The sequence below is a fragment of the Bacteroidota bacterium genome (assembly GCA_016722565.1).
Taxonomy (GTDB): Bacteria; Bacteroidota; Bacteroidia; order 2-12-FULL-35-15; family 2-12-FULL-35-15; genus 2-12-FULL-35-15.
Genome location: JADKIU010000004.1, coordinates 21,098 through 42,474, shown reverse-complemented (window position 1 = coordinate 42,474; position 21,377 = coordinate 21,098). Strand labels below are relative to the sequence as shown.

The window sequence follows — 21,377 nt, the reverse complement described above, 5'->3', positions numbered from 1 at the left end:
TTTCTGCTGTTTTTTATTAAAGTTAGGTCGCTAAATTAAGTATAAGTTTAATAAAAACAAACTTTTTGAACATTTTATTGTTAATGAACGCTCTTTTTACTCTTTTTATCCCAATTTTTGGTAGGTCTGCCACCAATTATCAGGTAATTCATCGCTACATGCGGTTTCATAATCGCTGTAAGAGCAAGGAACCATATGATGCCGTTCAAATTTTATCTGATGATTCACCGGATAGGGCACATCCATCCACCAACGGTCGCTTTTGTTGCTTTTATAAAAAACGATTTCATGCTCATGATCTTTAATGGATACACGGTATTTTGTATACTCCGACTTATCTACAATCGGGTAATCTTGCTTACGGTTGTAATACCCGTCAATAAAATACCAAATCATCTGTGCCACTAGGTGAGCCGTTTGTTTATTTGTATCAAAAGCCGGATTGATTTCATAAAAACCAATTGAGGTTAATTTATCGCTCATTCCAGCATAACGGGTAATCTGACAAGCTTCTTCCCCATAAAAGCCATTTGGCGAAGCATTTCCGTTTCCGGGAGCATCACTTTGGCGAATGGCTGAAACATCAAAGCTTACCAAATCTGCATTTCTAACGATGGGCTCAACACCTTCCATATTTTTTCGAACTTTCCCTAAGCGGTGGGTATCGAAAAACAATTTGCTCATCAACTCCACCGAGTTTTGATCCACAAAATAGGATTGATAGCCAATGTTGCTATAGTTGAAAAGAATGTTGGGTTTATGTAAAATGATTTTACTTAAATAACTTTGTGAGTCCAGTGTTTTTCTCCGTCACCGATATCAAAAGAGGAGTCCACTGCAACAATGTTGATGGTTTGTTCCATCTTCAAATACGCCAGATAATTGCAATAGGTTAAATCTTGTGAGCCTCCGATGATGATGGGAACAATATTTTTTTTGAGCAGTTGTGCTAACCCATCTGTAACCGCAAAGTAGCTATCGTCAATGGAATTCCCCTTTTTGATATTTCCTAAATCGACAATTTTTGCTGTATAATTTCCTTGAAATAATTTGTATAAATTTTCGCGAACATAATCTGCAGCCAAACCACAACCTTCGTTATTCAAGGCTTTTCTATCTTCTTCTACTCCGATAATTGCCAAGTGAACGTTTTCTAATGAAGGAAAATCACCTCCTTGCAGATATGCGTTAATCAGCTTTCCGTAGGAAGAAGCGGGATACTTGCTTGCTCCGTTAAATTGAGTAGTATCGATGGGTGTAAAAAATTCCTGCATAAAATCGAGTCGAAAAAGTTAATTGGGTTACTGTTTTCCAATTGCATAAATGACGCAAAAAAATCAATTGGTTGCTTTGCGCGTTAAAAAAACTTTTTCACAACTTGACTAACATTCCACAAGAACAATCCATGCAATTATTTTTTTGCTACTGCTTTTTTTGCAGCTTTCTTAGGAGCTTTTTTGGCGGCAACCTTTTTCACTGCACCTGTTTTCTTTGCAGCAACTTTTTTCACAGCTGCTTTCTTAGGCGAAGCCTTCTTTGCTGCTGCTTGTTTAAACGGTTTCTTCTCAGGTTGCTTTTTCTTAAAACGATTTCCTTTGCTCGCATTTTTAGGATCTGCAGCAATGTCCAAACATTCTTGTAAGGTTAACGAAGGTGCATCTGTTCCCTTTGGTAATTTGAAATTATTTCCATCTATCACCAAATAAGGTCCCCAACGGCCATTCAATACTTGAACATCCGGACGTTCAGCAAATGTTTTGATGTATTTATCAATTTCCGCCTGACGTTTTGCAAGAATCAACTCCACACATCTTTCTGCAGAAACCGTCATCGGATCATCTTCTTTTTTCAATGAAATAAATAAACTGTTGTGACGAACATATGGTCCGAAACGGCCCACAGCAACTACCATTTCTTTATCTTCAAACATGCCCACAACACGCGGAAGCTTGAACAAATCCAATGCTTCTTGAAAAGTTATGGTATCCAAACGTTGGTCTTTTCGCAACGAAGAAAATTTCGGTTTGTTATTTTCATCATTCCCTTCACCAAGTTGTGCCATTGGTCCAAAACGACCGATACGCACATATAAATTTTTTCCAGAAACAGGATCCACACCCAATAAACGTTCACCGGATGCACGTTCTGAATTTTCAGAAGTATCTACTACATTTTTATGAAATGGCTTGTAGAAATCCGCCAACATTTTTGTCCACAAAATTTTTCCTTCAGCAATTTCATCAAACTCCTCTTCTACTTTTGCAGTAAAATTATAATCCATGATTTGAGGAAACTCTTTGAATAAAAAGTCGTTCACAACCATTCCGATATCTGTAGGAAACAGTTTCGATTTCTCTGCACCGGTTCCTTCTGTGCGAACTTCATCATTTATTTTTCCTTCTTTCAATGTCAACACGTTAAAATTACGTTGAACTCCTTCTCTGTCTTCTTTTACAACGTATTCACGTTTTTGAACAGTAGAGATTGTTGGTGCATAGGTTGATGGACGGCCGATACCGAGTTCTTCCAATTTCTTCACCAAGCTCGCTTCGGTATATCTTGCCGGATGGTGGGTAAAGCGTTCCATCGCAGTAATTTCGTTCACTTTTAATTTTTCTCCCACTTTCATTGGTGGCAACATTCCGGATTGATTTTCATCTTCCTCGTCATCTGTGCCTTCCAAATATACTTTCAAGAAACCATCAAATTTCAATACTTCCCCTTGAACAACAAATTTTTCAGTTGTTCCTGAAGCTGTAATTACGACTGTTGTTTTTTCCAATTCAGCATCACTCATCTGAGATGAAATGGTACGTTTCCAAATCAAATCATATAAACGTTTTTCGCCTGCATCACCATCGACTGTTTGTTTTTCGATGTAAGTCGGACGAATTGCCTCATGTGCTTCTTGTGCTCCTTTGGATTTATTTTTATATTGACGGATGTTTAAATATTTTGCTCCGTAGTTTCCTGTAATCGCTTCCTTTGCTTGATTAATAGCGGTTTCAGAAAGATTTACCGAATCCGTTCTCATGTACGTAATCTTTCCACTTTCATACAAACGTTGTGCAACCACCATTGTTTGTGCAACGGAGAAACCCAATTTACGACTAGCTTCCTGTTGCAAAGTAGAGGTTGTAAAAGGGGCAGATGGTGATTTTTTTGTTGGTTTAGTTTCTGAGATATCAATTGTAAAATCAGCGTTTTCACACTTTTTCAAAAATGCACGTGCATCCTCTAACGATTTGAATTTCGTAGAAAGTTCTGCTTTTACACTGGCACTCCCCACCATAAAATTTGCAGTTACTTTATAGGAAGAAGTACTGTTAAACGCAACAATTTCACGCTCACGCTCCACAATTAAACGAACGGTAACCGATTGAACACGACCGGCAGACAAGGATGGACGAACCTTTTTCCAAAGAATTGGAGAAAGTTCAAAACCTACCAAACGATCTAAAATTCTGCGTGCTTGCTGTGCATCCACCAAATGCTTATCGATGGTGCGTGGGTTTGCGATTGCATTTTTAATTGCAGGTTTGGTGATTTCGTGAAAAACAATTCGCTTTGTACTCTTTTCAGACAAGTTTAATGCTTCAAACAAATGCCAGGAAATGGCTTCTCCTTCACGGTCCTCATCCGTTGCTAACCATACAATTTCTGCTTTTTTTGCTAATGATTTTAATTCGTTAACGACTTTTGTTTTATCGGGTGATACTTCATAATTAGGAGTGAAATTATTTTCGATATCCACTCCAAATCCTTTTTTTGCTAAGTCACGAACGTGACCATAACTCGACTTTACAGTAAATCCTTCTCCTAAAAATCCTTCTATTGTTTTCGCCTTTGCAGGGGACTCCACGATCACTAAATTTTTGCTCATACGCCAGCTAATTAGTTTTATGTTTAATGAAAATGAATTATCGCTGAGATGCCATTTTCTCAAAATTCGTTGCAAAGAAAACAAATCAAAAATGATTTTTGCAAATTAAATTTGCTTTTGTCAGAACATATATATATAAATATATATATATAATTTTTTGAATTTTTATGAAAATAAATCGAAATGCGCCATTTTGTCACCCATTTATTTTGATTATCTTTGCCTTCCATTAAAAAATAAAATGAGCGAGAACAAAGTAATTGACGAAAGCAAACAAGGTGAAGCATTAATGATTGAAAAACCTGTTAATCCGAACGGTAAAAAACTGTTTTTGGAGAGTTACGGGTGTGCAATGAATTTTTCGGATAGCGAGATTGTTGCATCGATATTAAAAGACAAAGGATTTACCACCACTAACGACTTTAACGAAGCGGATGTAATTTTTGTGAACACTTGCGCTATTCGTGAAGGAGCTGAGCAACGTGTAAGAAAACGTTTGACCGAATATAAAAAAGCTAAAAAAACAAATCCGGATTTAATTGTGGGGGTCTTGGGCTGCATGGCAGAACGATTAAAATCACAATTGCTGGAGCAAGAAAAATTGGTGGACATTGTTGTTGGTCCGGATGCCTACCGTAGTTTACCTGAACTGATTGAAATTGCGGAGACAGGACAAAAAGCGGTAAATGTCCTTCTATCGAAAGAAGAAACCTATGCAGATATTGCACCGGTTCGATTAGGTTCCAACGGAGTAACCGCATTCATCAGCATCACACGCGGATGTGATAATATGTGCGCATTTTGTGTTGTTCCGTTCACACGTGGGAGAGAAAGAAGTCGTGACCCGGAAACAATTGTAAAAGAAGCACAAGATTTATTTGATCAAGGATATAAAGAGGTTACGCTACTTGGACAGAATGTGGATTCGTATTTGTGGACAGGTGGTGGTTTAAAGAAAGAAAACATTACCGAAGAGGAATTAAAAAATGCAACTACGTTTTCACAGTTACTCGAAAAAGTTGCACTTGTCAATCCTGATTTACGTGTGCGTTTCAGCACATCACATCCGAAAGATATGAATGATGAGGTGTTATATACGATTGCGAAATACGATAACATTTGCAGCTACATTCATTTACCAGTTCAATCTGGAAATTCCAGAATTTTAGAGATGATGAATCGTGGGTATACGCGCGAATGGTATTTGAGCAGAATTGATGCAATCCGCAGAATCATTCCGGATGCAGGCATTTCGATGGATATCATTTCAGGATTTTGTTCGGAGACGGAAGAAGAACACCAAGATACATTGTCGCTAATGGAAGCTGTCAAATATGATTTTGGCTACATGTTTGCGTATAGTGAACGCCCAAAAACGTTAGCAGAACGAAAATATCCGGACGATGTTCCTGCAGAAGTAAAGAGCAGACGTTTGGCGGAGATTGTTGAATTGCAATTAAAACATTCGGCTTTCAGAACAAAAGAAGGGGTTGGGAAAGTGCATCGCGTTTTAGTGGAAGGCACTTCAAAAAAATCGAAAGAAGAATTGTTTGGAAGAAACTCACAAAATTGTGTGGTGGTATTTCCGAAAGAAAATTATAAAAAAGGAGATTATGTAAATGTGTTGGCAGAAAGTTGTACAGGTGGAACGTTAATCGGTAAAGCAGTTTAAAATGACAGTTCAAGAAATAAAAAATCGTTTTGGAATTATTGGTGGTTCAGCATCATTGGACAGGGCCATTGATATTGCAAAACAAGTAGCACCAACCGATTTAACGGTATTGATTACCGGAGAAAGCGGAACAGGAAAAGAAGTTTTTCCACAAATTATTCATGCGTTAAGTGCTCGCAAACACGGTCAATACATTGCTGTAAACTGTGGAGCGATTCCGGAAGGAACCATTGATTCGGAATTATTCGGTCACGAAAAAGGATCATTTACCGGAGCACATGAAGCACGCAAAGGTTATTTTGAAGTAGCAAATGGGGGGACAATCTTTTTAGATGAAGTAGCTGAAATGCCAATTGCAACGCAAGCACGTTTGTTGCGTGTTTTAGAAAGTGGAGAATTTATTAAAGTCGGTTCATCCAAAGTTTTAAAAACAGATGTACGCGTAGTTGCCGCAACCAATGTAAATATTCAGCAAGCCATCGAAAAAGGAAAATTCAGAGAAGATTTATTTTATCGTTTAAATACCGTTCCTATTGTTGTTCCGCCATTGCGTGAACGCAGACAAGACATTCATTTATTATTCCGAAAATTCGCATCCGATTTTTCAGCAAAATATAGAATGCCAACCATCAAATTAGATGAATCGGCAGAACAAGTTCTTACGAATTACTATTGGCAAGGAAACATTCGTCAGCTTAAAAACATTACAGAACAAATATCTGTAATTGAAAAAAACAGAGACATTACCGCTGATGTAATGATCAAATATTTGCCGATTCACCAAACCGCTCAACTACCTGTTTTAGCAAGCACAACTACCGCTGGAAATGATTTTAGCGAACGAGATATTTTATACAAAGTGCTGTTTGATATGAAGAAGGACATGATGGACTTGAAAAAAATTGTTGTCGACTTAATTGAAAACGACAATCAATTGAATCAAGATTTTCAACCCGAAAATGCACAATTGATTAAAAAATTATTTCAGGATGTTGGCACACCAGAAACTGCTATTCAGTTGGGATACAATACAACCTCACCTATTATTTCACAAAATCAGATTCCGGTTTCCGAAGCAGTAGAAGAATCATTGTCGCTTCAGGAAATTGAAGAAGACATGATAAAAAAAGCATTAACCAAACACAAAGGCAAGCGTAAAAATGCAGCCAAAGAATTAGGAATTTCTGAACGAACATTGTATCGGAAGATTAATGAATATGGAATAAAGTAACTAGGTGACTAAGTAATAAAAGGAAAAGAATTGAGCAAATCAAATTTCATATTAAAAACAAAACTTGCCTTGACGCTTTTGTCTTGCATATTGATTCTTTTTTCGAGCTGTAAGATTCATTATTCCTTTACAGGAGGTAGTGTTCCGCCTGAAGCAAAAACTGTTTCTGTTCAATATTTTCAAAACAATGCATCCTTAGCACCTCCAACATTAAGTCAATCATTTACCGAAGCCTTGCGCGATAAATTGAGCTCACAAACACGATTAGCATTGGTGAACAAAGGCGGAGATTTAAGTTTTGAAGGAAGTGTATCTAATTATACTACCGGGCCAATTGCGATACAAAGTACAGATCAGGCAGCATTAAACAGATTAACCATCACCGTGAATGTGAAATACACCTGCATGTTTGATGAAAAGAAAAATTTTGAGCAATCCTTTTCGCGGTATGCAGATTATACGAGCGATCAAAACTTAGCATCTATTGAAGATCAATTAGCAAGAGAAATTAATGAGCAATTGGTACAAGATATTTTTAACAGAGCATTAAATGATTGGTAACACAAATGGAAGATGGGAAATGGAAGATGGGAAATGGAAGATGGGAAATGTAAAAAAAAATAAATGAACAAAGTACAATTCATATCCTACGTTGAAACTCCGGAAAAAATTTCGGGGAATGACAGCGTATTGCTTGGTGAATTGCTAAAGAATTTTCCATATTTCCAAACGGCACATTTGCTATATGCAAAAAGTTTACACAACATTAATAGCATCCATTACAACAACCAATTGCGTGTAACGGCAGCCTATGCAACAGACAGAAAAGTTTTACACCGTTTAATTACGAAGCAACAAGAAGTTGTGCTGCTTGAAATTCCGGATATTGCGATCACCTCACACATTTCAGAGGTTATAGAAGAAAAGAAAATTGAAGAAGCGGTTGTTCATCTCATTCAAGAAGAAGTAGCAGAACATAAAATTGTTCCTACAATCATCGAGGAGGTTGTTCCGGAAGTTAAACAGGAAATTATAGAAGTAAAAGAGGAAACTCCTGTTATACCGATTACAAAATTAGAAGAAACGATAATTGTAAACGAACATCCGGTTATTGACGTACAGGAGGAAAAAACGGAAATTGAAGAGATAACCGAGGTAGAAACACCTATTATTGATACCAACGTCAATCCGCTAGAAAAAGAATATTTAAACCAGGTTGTGGATGCCAGTGTAGAAATTGAAATTTTATCTACGCCATTGCCGGTAATTAGTGAAATTGAGGAAAAACAAGAAACAGCAGCATCCAATTTTGTATTGAACATTCCTGAGCCGATTGAAAAGCAACAGGCGGAACAATCCAAGATTCTTAGTGATACAGATGTAGATGCTTTAACGTTCACCGATTGGTTAAAACATGTCAATACAGGAACAGTTATTCAGGAAGAATCCTATACCGAAAACAAATCAGAAAACACTGAAAATCAGCTTAGTGCATTTGAACTAATTGATAAATTCATAAAAGAAGAACCACGCATCACTCGCCCCAAAACCGAGTTTTTCAGTCCGGTTAACATGGCGAAACAGAGTGTGGCAGAGGACATTACGTTTGTGAGTGAAACATTGGCAAAAATATACGTTTTACAAGGGAATTATACCAAGGCAATTAAGGCGTATGAAAATTTACGCTTGAAATATCCAGAAAAAAGACTTTACTTTGCATCCCAAATTAAAAATTTGAGAAAATTAATCAATCAACAAAAGCAATAAATTACAATGGGTACAATTATTTCAGTTTTAATTATAATCGTTTGTGTGTTACTAATCCTAGTGGTGTTGGTACAAAATTCAAAAGGAGGAGGCTTAGCATCATCATTTGCTTCATCGAATCAAGTAATGGGTGTTCGTAAAACGGCCGACTTTTTAGAAAAAGCTACATGGACATTGGCAGCAGCCTTATTAGTATTAAGTGTGATCTCAACTTCTTTTACAAAAACTTCAGGGGTTACTACTGGTGCAGGAGTAGAATCTACAACACGTAAAATGAGTGCTGAAGATGTAACACCTGCGGTACCAGCAAACAACGCAGCACCTGTTGCACCTGCTCCTGCTTCAGGAACTCCAACGCCTAACTAGTCGATTTTAAAATAGCATTCAAAAAATGTCAGAGTTCATCAGCACTTCTGACATTTTTTTTTCATATATCTGATGAAGACTGCAAAATTGTCTTAAATCCTACATTAATCTCCGATTGGTACAATATCTGTCATAGCAGGAGAGCTAAAAATTTAAAACATAAGTTAAACCAATAAATAGAATTCAAAATGGCAAAGACAAGTTCAAAAGTAAACATCAAGCCAGTTGCAGGAACACAAAACAGAGTAGTTGTTGAAGCTGCTGCTGCAGAAGAAAAAACAGCGAGTGGAATTATCATCCCAGACACCGCCAAAGAAAAACCTCAAAGAGGAATTGTAATTGCAGTTAGTGAAAAAGATGACAAAGGAAATAAGCCTGAAGTAAAAGTGGGTGACACGGTTTTGTATGGTAAATATGCAGGCACAGAAGTTCAAGTAGAAGGCAAAGATCTTTTGATTATGAGAGAGAGCGATATATTCGCAATCGTTTAACGATAAATTACAATTGATACGAATAACTATTAACCAATAACTAATAACAAAAAAAAATGGCAAAAGATATATTTTTCAATATAGATGCACGCGACCGATTAAAAAAAGGTGTGGATGCATTAGCAAACGCAGTAAAAGTAACATTAGGACCAAAAGGTAGAAATGTAATTATCGACAGAAAATTCGGTGCACCAAGCATTACCAAAGATGGTGTTTCTGTTGCAAAAGAAATTGAATTAAAAGATCCTGTAGAAAATATGGGAGCACAAATGTTGAAAGAAGTTGCTTCCAAAACTGCTGATGCTGCGGGAGACGGAACAACTACTGCAACTGTACTTGCTCAAGCAATTGTTACTGCAGGTTTAAAAAATGTTGCAGCAGGTGCAAATCCAATGGATTTGAAACGTGGAATCGACAAAGCTGTAATTGCTGTTGTAGAAAACTTAAATAAACAATCACAAAAAATTGGTGATGACAATAAAAAAATCGAACAAGTAGCGACTATTTCTGCTAACAACGACAATGCAATTGGTAAACTAATTGCGGAAGCAATGAAGCGTGTAAAAAAAGAAGGCGTTATTACTGTTGAAGAAGCTAAAGGTACAGAAACTACTGTTGAAGTGGTGGAAGGAATGCAATTCGACAGAGGATATATCTCTGCTTACTTTGTTACCGATGTAGATAAAATGGAAACTGTTTTGGACAATCCACTTGTTTTAATTACAGACAAGAAAATTTCTATCATGAAAGAATTATTACCTGTATTGGAAAAAGCAGTTCAAACAGGTAGACCAATTTTAATTATTGCAGAAGATGTAGATAGCGAAGCATTATCAACATTGGTTGTAAATAAAATTCGTGGTTCTTTAAAAATTGCTGCTGTTAAAGCTCCTGGCTTTGGCGACAGAAGAAAAGCAATGTTAGAAGATTTAGCAATATTAACCGGTGGAACATTAATTTCTGAAGAAAGAGGTTATAAACTGGAAAATGCTGAATTAAACATGTTGGGAAGCGCTGAAAAAATCACCATCGACAAAGACAACACAACTGTTGTTGGCGGAAAAGGTAAAAAAGCAGACATCGCTTCACGTGTGAATCAAATCAAAGCACAAATCGAATCCACCACATCGGATTACGATAAAGAAAAATTGCAAGAACGTTTGGCTAAATTAGCAGGTGGTGTTGCTGTATTGTATGTTGGTGCTGCTACAGAAGTGGAAATGAAAGAGAAGAAAGACCGCGTAGACGATGCATTAGCAGCTACACGTGCTGCGGTAGAAGAAGGAATTGTACCGGGAGGTGGAGTTGCCTATATCAGAGCAATTGATGGTTTGGAAAAACTAAAAGGTTCGAACGATGACGAAACAACCGGAATTCAAATTGTGATTCGTGCCATTGAAGAGCCATTGCGCCAAATTGTTGCGAACGCAGGTTTAGAAGGAGCAGTAATTGTTCAAAAAGTGCGTGAAGGAAAAGCAGATTTCGGTTACAATGCGCGTACAGATAAATTTGAAAATTTATTTGCAGCGGGTGTAATTGATCCTACTAAAGTATCTCGTGTTGCATTAGAAAATGCTGCTTCGATTGCTGCAATGCTATTAACTACTGAATGTGTATTAGCAGAGCAAAAAGAAGAAGCTCCAGCAATGCCAATGGGCAACCCAGGAATGGGTGGCATGGGTGGAATGATGTAATCTTTTCTTATTAAAATAAAAAGCCTCTTCTTTAATTAGAAGGGGCTTTTTTTATGATAATTATCAGAATTATTTTTTATTCTAAAAGGAGATGAATTAATTAACTTTACGTCCAATTCAAAAACTATGAGCAGACTCATTAAAATAGGACTTATCGGAATGATTGCAACAACGGTAATCGCTTTGTTATTGTATTTTATTGCTTCCGTTTCTCCTATCGCCATTGCTCCTCTCTATATGCCTTGGACGGTAATGTTGCTCATTGGATTTACCAATAAGAAAAATAAACAACAATGAAAAAGTACGCGTTCATAACAGCAATTGGGTTGTTATGCATTTCAGGAAAATTGTATTCACAGGAAGTACCGGAAATCTGTGATTGTCCGTCACAAACCAAAGTTGGAAAAGGAACTTTTTATTTTTCGTGGGGATATAACAGAGATTGGTTTACAAAATCAGATATTCACTTTACAGACAATACCAATGAGTTTGATGTACAAAAAGGTCAAACAAAATCCTACGACTTCACTATTTACGATGTAACAGCAAGGGATCGTCCGGGCATCAAAGACATTTTCAGAACCGATCTTACCATACCACAATACAATTATCGTTTAGGATATTTCTTTAACAATAAAAAAGATTTTGGGATTGAAATTAATTTCGACCATACGAAATACATTATGGAAGATAATCAAACGCGAAGAGTAAAAGGAACCATTCATGGGCAAAGCATTGACCAAGACACGTTGATTGATCCTAAAACATTTTTACATTTTGAACATTCGGATGGAGCCAATTTTTTGATGTTGAACTTTGTAAAACGTCAAAATCTCTTTGTTTCAAAAAATAAAAAACATTGGTTGGGTGCCGTTGCTAAAATTGGTGCTGGACCGGTAATTCCAAGAACAGAAGTTACGTTGTTTGGCGAAAATTTAAACAATCGCTTTCATGTTGCCGGTTATTGTATTGGTGCTGAAGTGGGTTTACGTTATGATGTGTTTAAACACATTTATTTAGAATACACCGCAAAAGGAGTTTGGGCAAATTACACGGATGTACTCGTTATTGGAACAGGAAAAGCGCACCACCACTTTGGTACGTTTGAAAACATATTGGTGTTGGGATATGAGTTTGCTTTGTAGTTACGAATAGGACTATTTCAAGGTGATTTTCAAATTCACTCTTTCGAATAAAAAATAAAAAGATTGCTTCGTTCCTCGCAATGACGTTCTATTAGAAATAGGTATCAAAATAACGTCATTGCGAGGAACGAAGCAATCTCTTCTATAAATAGGTCGTAAAGTTTATGCCTAAAACTATTTATTCAACAATTTCTTTACAATCGTAGAAATCAATTTTCCATCGGCTTTACCGGCTAATTGTTTGGAGGCAACACCCATAACTTTCCCCATATCAGCCGGAGAGCTTGCACCTACAGAAATAATAATTTTTGCCACTTCTGCTTTTACATCCTCTTCACTCATTTGTTTTGGAAGATATGCTTCAATTACAGCAGCTTGTGCCATTTCCACATCGGCTAAATCTTTACGATTTTGAGTTACGTATAAATCAGCTGTTTCCTTGCGTTGTTTAACCATTTTCAACAATGCTTTCATTTCTGTATCATCATTTAAGCCTTCCGGAGAAGTTTTTAATAATAATATTGCTGATTTAATAGCACGCAATGCTTCTAATTTGGAAGCTTCTTTCGCTAACATAGCAGATTTGATATCTGCATTGATTTTTTCTTCTAAAGCCATATTTTTAGTGATTAGGTGACTAAGTGACTAAGTAATTAAGTAATTATATTTCGATACGAATTTAACAATTTTGAACCATTAACAGCAAAAAAAAATCCCCCTGTTTCTCGACTTCGCTCGAAATAACAGAGGGATTTTTTTGTATTAACTATTTGATTATTTAATCAACGTTATCGTGTAAAAAAGAGTTGTTTGGTTTAATTTCTACTTTTTTATCATCTCCTTCAGACAAGGTGTAACGTGACACTTGTGATTCGGAAGAATGAGGAGTAGAATCTAAATTAATGTTTCTTCTTTTATAAGCCGGTTCGTTTTCTAATTCAGATAAACCATTCGGAGACTTCAATTTAAAACTTAACTCTTTCAATTTTGCAACACGATCTTGAGCTTTTTTCAATTGCTCATCGTTTTGAACTTTTGAAACAATGGTGTTTTCTTCTTTTGCTTCAATAACCGGTTCTGCTTTCGCATACGCTTCATCCAAGGTTGTATTAGAAACGATGGTTGATTCTTCCGAAACAACAGTGTTGGTAATATCAAACTCAAATGTAATTGGTTCTTTTACTTCCTCTACTTCAAAAACAGGCTCCACCACTTCTTCGGAAACGAAAGTAATTGACTCTTCCATTACAGGTTCTTCAACCACTTCATTTGTGAACGTACTTACCTCTTCTATCTCAGACACCACTTCATTTACAAAGATTGGTGTTTCTTCAACACTTACCTCATTTACAAAAGGAGTTTCTTCAGCAACAACTTCATTCACAACAGCAGGTGTTTCCTCTACTTTCACTTCTGCAACGAAAGGAAGTGTTTCTTGTTTTGATTCAACAACTGCTTCTACTTTAACTTCTTCTTTGATATAAGAAGTCATTTCCATTGGTTTCAAAGTAATTTCTTCCGCAACAGGAGTAACAACCTCTGCAACCGGAGTTTCTACTTTTACTTCATCCATCAATGAAAATACCTTTTTAGCAGGTGCTTTTTCAATTTGAATACCAACATCTGCTTTAGAGCTGAATCCAGTAGCGATAATGGTAACATTTACTTTATCTCCTAACGAAGGATCAACTCCGTATCCTTTGATTACCTCAGCAGACATTCCTGCTGCATCTTGGATATAATCTGTAATTTCTCCGAACTCATCCATGGTGATTTCATCTTCACCACATGTTACATTCACCAATACATAACGAGCACCTTTAATGTTACTATCGTTTAATAACGGAGAAGACATTGCTTGTTCAACCGCTCTTAATGAACGTTGCTCACCGCTCGCCATTGCAGAACCCATAATAGCTACTCCACTTTCCTTCATTACAGTTTTTACGTCATTAATATCCGTATTGATTTGTAATGTAGTTGTAATGATATCAGCAATACCTTTCGCAGCAGTTGCTAAAATATCATCTGCATGACCGAATGCTTCCGTTACTTTTAAATTACCGTAAATCTCTCTCAATTTATCATTGCTGATCACTAACAAAGTATCCACATTAGCTTTTAAAGCTTCCAATCCTTCGTCTGCTTGCGCTTTACGTTTTTTACCTTCAAATCCGAAAGGAATGGTAACAATACCTACTGTTAAAATACCCATTTCCTTAGCTGCTTTTGCAATAATCGGAGCAGCACCGGTTCCTGTTCCACCACCTAAACCGGCAGTGATAAAGACCATCTCCGTATTGTTCGCCAACAATGCTTTTACTTCTTCGATATTTTCGATAGCTGCATTTTTACCTACTTCAGGCAAAGAACCAGCACCGCGCCCTTTTGTTAAGCTGGCACCTAAAACTATTCTTAAAGGAACTGGACTCATGTCCAATGCCTGTTGGTCGGTATTACAAACAATAAAATCAACACCTTTGATGCCTTGTTTATACATATGGTTTACAGCGTTGCTTCCGCCACCACCTACTCCAATTACCTTGATAATTGAGGAGTTGTCTGTTGGTAAATCAAATTTCATCATTTTGTTTTTATTTAAAACGTTTGATATTGTTGGGGTTCAACCCATGTTAATTTTATTATGCCATAAAATTGGGGCTTTTTTTAATGTAGATTTAACGCTCCGGCTCATAGTTACTAACTATGACGTGTTAATTTCTATGCCCTTTGCTAACACCTCATCCTAAATCCTTCTCCTTGAATTAAGGAGAAGGACTTAAACAAAGCCTATTTCTGAGAAGCATCCTCATCAAAGAAACTTTTCAGCTTATCAAAAAAGCCGGATGTTTTTTCTTTCGAGTGTCCTTTAATCCCTTTTGTATCCCCAGTGGTTGTCACCATTTTTTTGTTTTGTTTATCCAACGTCTGCAACCCTTTCATCACCAAACCAACTGAAGTAGCGAATAACGGACTGGTAACATCTTCGCTTCCTTTTGCAAGGTGCTCGTTCGGATAGCCGACACGTGTATCCATTCCTGTGATGTATTCAATCAATTGCGAAACATGTTTTAATTGTGCTCCACCACCGGTAACCACAATTCCTGCAATTAATTTTTTCTCGTATCCCGAATGTTTGATTTCATAGTATACATGCTCTACAATTTCTTCCATACGTGCTTGAATAATCGCAGATAGATTGCGCACAGAAATTTCTTTGTGAGCGCGACCTCTCAAACCCGGTATCGAAACAATTTCATTTTCTTGATTTTCACTTGCTAAGGCAGAACCAAATTTAATTTTCAAAAGTTCAGCTTGGCTTTTTATAATTGTACAGCCTTCTTTTACATCTTCCGTAATTACATTTCCACCAAAAGGAATAACAGCAGTATGACGAATAATTCCATCTTGAAAAATTGCTACATCGGTTGTTCCACCACCAATGTCCACCAACACCACACCAGCTTCCTTTTCCTCATTACTTAAAACAGCATCTGCCGAAGCAAGAGGTTCTAAGGTTAATTCAGAAACTTCCAATCCGGCTTTCTGAACACATTTGTAGATATTTCGTGCAGCAGCAATTTGCCCGGTGATGATATGAAAATTTGCTTCCAAACGAATTCCTGACATACCAATCGGGTTCTTAATTCCTGATTCGTTATCGATGATATATTCTTGAGGAAGCACATGAATAATTTCCTCACCGGGTGCCATCATCAATTTATACATATCATCAATCAAGGCATCGATATCATTTTGAGAAATTTCTTGCTCAATACTTGCACGTGTTTTGATACCACGGTGTTGCATACTGCGAATGTGTTGTCCGGCTATACCAACGTTTACCACTTTAATATCTACCCCTGATTTAGCTTCCGCTTCGGCAACAGCAGTTTGAATGGACTGAACAGTTTGGTCAATATTTTGAACAACGCCCCTTGCTACTCCAAAGGATTCGGATTTCCCCATTCCCAGGATTTCAATTTTTCCGAATTCATTTCTTCTGCCAACAATGGCAACAATTTTTGTTGTCCCGATATCTAAGCCTACTACAATTTCTGATGGTTCCATGTTATAAAAATTATAATTTATTTTTTAGTGCAAACAATTTGGTTTTTAAATTTCAAGTTGATGATTGAATACTTATCCCACCAACCGGTTGTATTTAAGCCTTGTTGATAGAATGTCAATAGTTTTTTAAATTTTTCATCCATTGCCGTTGTATCTCCGAATATAATTTTTTGATCACCCACCATCGGAACAATTTCCATATCTCTATCCTTATTGATATATATTTGTTGAATCTGAGAACTCCAGAACTTATCCGCATTGATATAATTCGCCATTGCATAAATTTCATCCAACAAACTTGTTGCATTCAGCAAACTATCTTTCCCGATATCCGCAATTGAATACGTATACCGTTTGATGAATGGTTCAGATAGCATTCCGCTTGCAACCAATACTTTTGCAGTATATTTATTTGACAAAGGCATAAACGTTCCATCACTGTCAATATAATAACTATCACCGTCTAAATTCATCACACGTACCACTGGTTTACGCTGTGTAACTTCCACTTTCATTTCTCCATTGATAGACATGTATGCTTCGGCATTGGCAATATTGGAATGACTATTCAACGATTTTTCAATTTCTGTAACATTCACTGTTGATTTTGGTTGACCTACAATTGAGTCACCTCTATCCTTTATCATTTGAATAATATCCAGTTTATCTAAAAAATACAAATCATTATCCTGGTTCACCGAAACATTTAAGGCGGTGCAAAGCAATGCATCTTGTTGTTTATTCACAAAACCCATTGTTACAAGCAGACCAACGACCAAGCCGACCCAAAGAGAAATAAATAATATTTTTTTAAACTTTTTCAATCTTTATTTTTTACGATGAACTATACAGATGGATATTTAAAATTAAAAGCCCAACTTATTCTTTAATGGAATTACAAACGTGTCAATATCATCTGCACCCATTGTCATTAAAACTTCGATATCTCTTTTACCAATTTCTTCAACTAAATCACTTTTTTGGCAAACACTTTTGTTCGTCAATTTCATTTTATTCAAAAGCATCTGAGAAGTCACACCCTCAATGGGTAACTCACGTGCAGGATAAATTTCCATTAAAAGGCACTCATCCAATAAATCTAAACTTCTGGCAAAATCATCTGCAAAATCCCTTGTCCTTGAAAATAGATGCGGCTGAAAAACCCCTGTTATTTTTTTTTCCGGGATACATTTCTTTTGCTGAGCTGATGGCAGCTTTTAATTCTTCCGGATGGTGCGCATAATCATCAATAAAAACAAGTTTTTCCGTTTTGATTTGATAATCAAATCTTCTTTTCACCCCTTTAAAAGAGGCCAATGCCGTTCGAATAATATCTTCCGAAATTTTCAATTCACAGGCAATTGCAACAGCGGCAACCGAATTTTCAACATTGTGCAATCCGGGCAAGCCCATTACCATCTTATCAAAAATTGCAGTTGGAGTTACAATTGAATAGTTATAAAATCCATTTTCTATTTTAATATCTTTTGCAAAATAATCTGCTGATTCATCATTCACAGCATAGGTAATGGGTGTTTTATCCGTTTTTACCTTTTCAACAATGCTTTTCTTCAAAATCAATTTTGACCTTACTTGTTTCGCAAACAAGGAAAATGATTCTTCCACATGGCTTTTATCTCCGTAAATATCCAGATGATCGGCATCTACAGATGTGATTACAGCAATCTCAGGATGAAGGGTTAAAAAAGAACGATCATATTCATCCGCTTCAACAACGATATGGTTGCTAGTTGTTGGTTGTTGGTTGTTTGGTTTAAGATTATTACTCAACAATAAATTCGTATTGTAATTCTGAGTGATGCCGCCTAAAAAAGCAGAAGGATCTAAACCTGCTGATTTTAAAATGTGTGCAGTTAAGGATGAAGTAGTTGTTTTACCATGCGTTCCGGCCACAGCGATTGTATGTGCAGATTGTGTAATCATCCCCAATACTTCAGCTCTTTTTTTAATGTTAAACCCATTTAAATTAAAAAATACATACTCGCTGTGGTCAAGTGGAACGGCAGGTGTAAAAACAATTAATATATTATCGGTATCAAAAGGCAATTCTTTAAAGTATTTTGGAATATTTCGAATATGATCTTCAAAATGAATATCGATTCCTTCCGCAATTAATTCATCTGTAAGCTTAGTTGGTGTTTTATCATAGCCGGCCACTCGCTTACCCATTGTATTAAAGTAACGGGCAAGTGCACTCATGCCGATACCGCCAATACCTAAAAAATATACACTATGAATTTTACTCAAGTCCATTTTACTTCTTTTTGTTAATCAAACTCAACACTTCATTTGCAATAACAATTGCGGAATCTTGAAATGCTAATTTTCCGATATTCTCTGAAAGTTTAAAGCATTGTTCTGAATCACCTATCAAATCAATTGTTTGTTTGCACAATTGTTGACGTGCGTCTACATCTTTTAAAATAACTGCTGCATTATAGGTTACCAAAGCCATTGCATTTTTTGTTTGATGGTCTTCTGCCACATTTGGTGAAGGAATTAAGATGCATGGCTTTTTCACCAAACACAATTCCGAAACAGAACTTGCTCCCGCTCTTGAAATCACTAAATCAGAAACGGCATAAGCGTAATCCATTTTCTGAATAAAATCGTACGCTTTAATTCCCTTTCCTTCATACTTAGCAACAGCAGCTTTTGCGGTCTCATAAAAACCTTTGCCTGTTTGCCAAATCAGCTGAATATTGTTTTTCTCAAAAGCATCAAGACAATTAACTATACTTTCATTAATTGTTCGAGCACCTAAGCTCCCACCGATTACCAGAATTACTTTTTTATCACCGCTCAATCCAAAATATTCTAGGCCTCTTTCTTTTTTTCCATCCAGACTTAAAATATCTTGTCGCACCGGATTTCCTGTCAGCAAAATTTTCTCTTTTGGAAAATATTTTTCCATGCCTGCGTAGGCCACACATATTCTATCAACTTTTTTAGCAAGTATTTTATTCGTTATTCCAGGATACGAATTTTGCTCTTGCACCAATGTCACAATTCCATTCTTTGCAACCACTTGTAACATCGGGCCACTTGCAAACCCACCTGTACCAATTACGGCATCCGGCTTAAAAGACTTTAATATCTTTTTAGCTTTCATCAAACTGCTGATGACTTTAAAAGGAAAAGCAAGATTTGACATGGACAACTTTCTTTGAAAACCGGAAATCCATAATCCTTCAATTTTATATCCAGCTGCCGGTACTTTTTCCATTTCCATCTTACCTTCTGCACCAACAAATAAAAATTCGGTATCCGGACGCAAACTTTTTATCGCATTTGCAATTGCGATTGCCGGGAAGATATGTCCTCCGGTTCCTCCTCCACTAACAATAATTTTAAGCGGTTGCAAGTTCCCCTCCTTCCTGAGCAATTTCTGTTTCTCTACTTACACTTAAAATAATTCCAATAGAAATACTTGTAAACCAAATGGATGTTCCTCCCATACTGATTAAAGGAAGTGGCTGACCAGTAACGGGGAATAAATTCACCGCCACAGCCATGTTAATCATTGCTTGAAACACCAAACTAAATGTCAATCCAATTGCGAGCAAACTTCCAAAAGTTCTCTCACTCTTATTTGCAATGCGTACACCTCGAAAGAGTAAAACAACATATAGAAAAACAATTATGACTGCGGTAATTAATCCCCACTCTTCTATTAGAATTGCAAAAATAAAATCGGAAGAAGCTTGCGGTAAAAAGTTTCTAGAAATACTGTTCCCAGGACCTTGCGGAACAATTCCTCTCGCAATCGCAATCTTCGCTTGTTCTGCTTGAAAGTTACTTTCACTATCCCCTTTACTAAAATTTTCGATACGTGCTTTCCAAGTTGCTCCGCGAGGAATTGCATTTGGGAAATTCCAAATAATCAAAACAAGAAGTGCGACAAATACAACACCTGAACCAATCAGCAACCAAAGATGTTTTGCATTCATTCGACCAACAAACATTAATACCAAACAGGTTAAAAACAATAAAGCGGCAGTAGAAAAGTTTGCAGGAAAGATCAACGCACAAATCACCACTACCGGGATAATTACCGGCAAGAAACCTTGTTTAAAATCTTTAATCACATCCTGCTTAATCGAAAGCATTCGTGCAACGTATGCGATGAGTGCTAATTTTGCAAAATCGGAAGTTTGAAATGTTAAGGAGGTTCCTGGTATTGGGAGCCAACGCGAAGCTTCACCTGCACTCACTCCATTCAGCAATGTATATAACAACAAAGGTGCAGAAAGAATAATTGCAATTTGTGAAATTCTGGAAAAATAGGAATACTTTACTTTATGAATCAAGTACATCAGAAAGATACCCGAGCCAACAATAAAGATATGCTTAATCAAATAGGAAGCCGTATCTCCATTTTTATAGCGATATGCCAATGCTACAACAGAGCTGTACACGACCAACACCGACAACAAAGAAAGTAGTAACACTACTGTCCAAATTACCTTATCTCCCTTTATGTATTTAAATAAATTCAATTCTTATCCTCTATAATTTTTAACAACTTCTTTAAATTCATTCCCTCTATTTTTATACGTATCATGTGAATGACTACTTGGACAGGCAGGGGAAAACAAAACAACATCACCAGATATGGCATACACAGATGAAATCTGAACCGCTTCCTGAATAGTTGATGCTTTCGCAAAAAGCATTTTATGAGCAGAATAACACTTTAATATTTTATCACTGGAATCACCCAAGTAGATAATGGCTACCACTTTTTGTTTTACCTGTTGTGACAAAACAGAATAATCGTTGTCGCCATCGTTACCGCCCAAGATAAGCACCACCGAAGTTTCTATTGCTTCCAAGGCATTACGGGTAGCGGTTAAACGAATCGATTTAGAATCATTGATGAAAGCAATCCCATTTATTTCATCTACAAATTCCAATTGATGATCGTCCTCTGAAGAACGAACACGATTACGCGACAACAAGTTCTGGTTTAGCTTGTCGTGATAATTTTTTATTTTATTGTTCTCTGTCATCTTTATTACATTTAAATAACACCA

General features: G+C 36.6%; 17 protein-coding genes and 2 pseudogenes. 9 read left to right on the top strand and 10 right to left on the bottom strand.

Annotation, left to right across the window (positions count from 1 at the left end):
- Nucleotides 1-105 precede the first annotated feature (105 nt).
- Nucleotides 106-1,274: pseudogene (locus tag IPP64_13225) on the bottom strand (formimidoylglutamase).
- 137 nt (nucleotides 1,275-1,411) lie between these two features.
- Nucleotides 1,412-3,883, bottom strand: a complete 2,472-nt coding sequence (topA, locus tag IPP64_13220; protein MBL0330349.1) for a type I DNA topoisomerase — start codon at nucleotides 3,881-3,883, stop codon at nucleotides 1,412-1,414.
- 241 nt (nucleotides 3,884-4,124) lie between these two features.
- On the opposite strand from topA, the gene miaB reads away from it, so the two are divergent.
- The 9 genes from miaB to IPP64_13175 all read left to right on the top strand — a co-directional run bounded on the left by miaB (nucleotide 4,125) and on the right by IPP64_13175 (nucleotide 12,249).
- A complete protein-coding gene (gene miaB, locus IPP64_13215) occupies nucleotides 4,125-5,555 on the top strand; it encodes a tRNA (N6-isopentenyl adenosine(37)-C2)-methylthiotransferase MiaB (protein ID MBL0330348.1) in 1,431 nt (476 codons plus the stop codon).
- Between the two features lies 1 nt (nucleotide 5,556).
- Nucleotides 5,557-6,786 carry a sigma-54-dependent Fis family transcriptional regulator gene (locus tag IPP64_13210; GenBank protein MBL0330347.1) on the top strand — a complete coding sequence of 410 codons (1,230 nt, stop codon included), beginning with the start codon at nucleotides 5,557-5,559 and terminating at the stop codon, nucleotides 6,784-6,786.
- A gap of 48 nt (nucleotides 6,787-6,834) precedes the next feature.
- Nucleotides 6,835-7,347 (top strand): LptE family protein, encoded by a 513-nt coding sequence (locus IPP64_13205; GenBank protein ID MBL0330346.1) that lies wholly within the window; start codon nucleotides 6,835-6,837, stop codon nucleotides 7,345-7,347.
- Nucleotides 7,348-7,410: 63 nt separating this feature from the next.
- Nucleotides 7,411-8,553, top strand: coding sequence for a hypothetical protein (locus tag IPP64_13200; protein ID MBL0330345.1), 1,143 nt, complete (start codon nucleotides 7,411-7,413; stop codon nucleotides 8,551-8,553).
- 6 nt (nucleotides 8,554-8,559) lie between these two features.
- Nucleotides 8,560-8,919 carry a preprotein translocase subunit SecG gene (gene secG, locus IPP64_13195; protein MBL0330344.1) on the top strand — a complete coding sequence of 120 codons (360 nt, stop codon included), beginning with the start codon at nucleotides 8,560-8,562 and terminating at the stop codon, nucleotides 8,917-8,919.
- Between the two features lie 188 nt (nucleotides 8,920-9,107).
- Entirely contained in the window at nucleotides 9,108-9,410 is a 303-nt protein-coding gene (locus tag IPP64_13190) for a co-chaperone GroES (protein ID MBL0330343.1), read from the top strand.
- A 56-nt stretch (nucleotides 9,411-9,466) separates the two neighbouring features.
- Entirely contained in the window at nucleotides 9,467-11,104 is a 1,638-nt protein-coding gene (gene groL / locus IPP64_13185; GenBank protein ID MBL0330342.1) for a chaperonin GroEL, read from the top strand.
- A 126-nt stretch (nucleotides 11,105-11,230) separates the two neighbouring features.
- Nucleotides 11,231-11,401, top strand: a complete 171-nt coding sequence (locus IPP64_13180) for a hypothetical protein (protein ID MBL0330341.1) — start codon at nucleotides 11,231-11,233, stop codon at nucleotides 11,399-11,401.
- Nucleotides 11,398-12,249, top strand: a complete 852-nt coding sequence (locus tag IPP64_13175) for a hypothetical protein (GenBank protein ID MBL0330340.1) — start codon at nucleotides 11,398-11,400, stop codon at nucleotides 12,247-12,249. Before IPP64_13180 ends, IPP64_13175 begins: the two co-directional genes overlap by 4 nt.
- 174 nt (nucleotides 12,250-12,423) lie before the next feature.
- Here the strand turns inward: IPP64_13175 and IPP64_13170 are convergent, their stop codons facing one another.
- The 8 genes and pseudogenes from IPP64_13170 to IPP64_13135 form a co-directional block, all read right to left on the bottom strand.
- Nucleotides 12,424-12,867, bottom strand: coding sequence for a GatB/YqeY domain-containing protein (locus IPP64_13170; protein MBL0330339.1), 444 nt, complete (start codon nucleotides 12,865-12,867; stop codon nucleotides 12,424-12,426).
- Nucleotides 12,868-13,027: 160 nt separating this feature from the next.
- Nucleotides 13,028-14,833, bottom strand: coding sequence for a cell division protein FtsZ (gene ftsZ / locus IPP64_13165; protein MBL0330338.1), 1,806 nt, complete (start codon nucleotides 14,831-14,833; stop codon nucleotides 13,028-13,030).
- Nucleotides 14,834-15,039: 206 nt separating this feature from the next.
- A complete protein-coding gene (gene ftsA, locus IPP64_13160) occupies nucleotides 15,040-16,320 on the bottom strand; it encodes a cell division protein FtsA (protein ID MBL0330337.1) in 1,281 nt (426 codons plus the stop codon).
- 17 nt (nucleotides 16,321-16,337) lie between these two features.
- Nucleotides 16,338-17,144, bottom strand: a complete 807-nt coding sequence (locus IPP64_13155; protein ID MBL0330336.1) for a hypothetical protein — start codon at nucleotides 17,142-17,144, stop codon at nucleotides 16,338-16,340.
- A 42-nt stretch (nucleotides 17,145-17,186) separates the two neighbouring features.
- Nucleotides 17,187-18,594 (bottom strand): annotated as a pseudogene (locus IPP64_13150) (UDP-N-acetylmuramate--L-alanine ligase).
- Nucleotide 18,595: 1 nt separating this feature from the next.
- Nucleotides 18,596-19,705: an undecaprenyldiphospho-muramoylpentapeptide beta-N-acetylglucosaminyltransferase gene (gene murG / locus IPP64_13145; GenBank protein ID MBL0330335.1), complete on the bottom strand. Its 1,110-nt coding sequence runs from the start codon at nucleotides 19,703-19,705 to the stop codon at nucleotides 18,596-18,598.
- On the bottom strand, nucleotides 19,692-20,840 hold the full coding sequence (locus IPP64_13140; protein ID MBL0330334.1) for an FtsW/RodA/SpoVE family cell cycle protein: 1,149 nt from the start codon (nucleotides 20,838-20,840) through the stop codon (nucleotides 19,692-19,694). The genes murG and IPP64_13140 overlap by 14 nt, the downstream gene beginning before the upstream one ends.
- A 3-nt stretch (nucleotides 20,841-20,843) precedes the next feature.
- Nucleotides 20,844-21,353 carry a hypothetical protein gene (locus IPP64_13135; protein ID MBL0330333.1) on the bottom strand — a complete coding sequence of 170 codons (510 nt, stop codon included), beginning with the start codon at nucleotides 21,351-21,353 and terminating at the stop codon, nucleotides 20,844-20,846.
- Nucleotides 21,354-21,377: the final 24 nt, after the last annotated feature.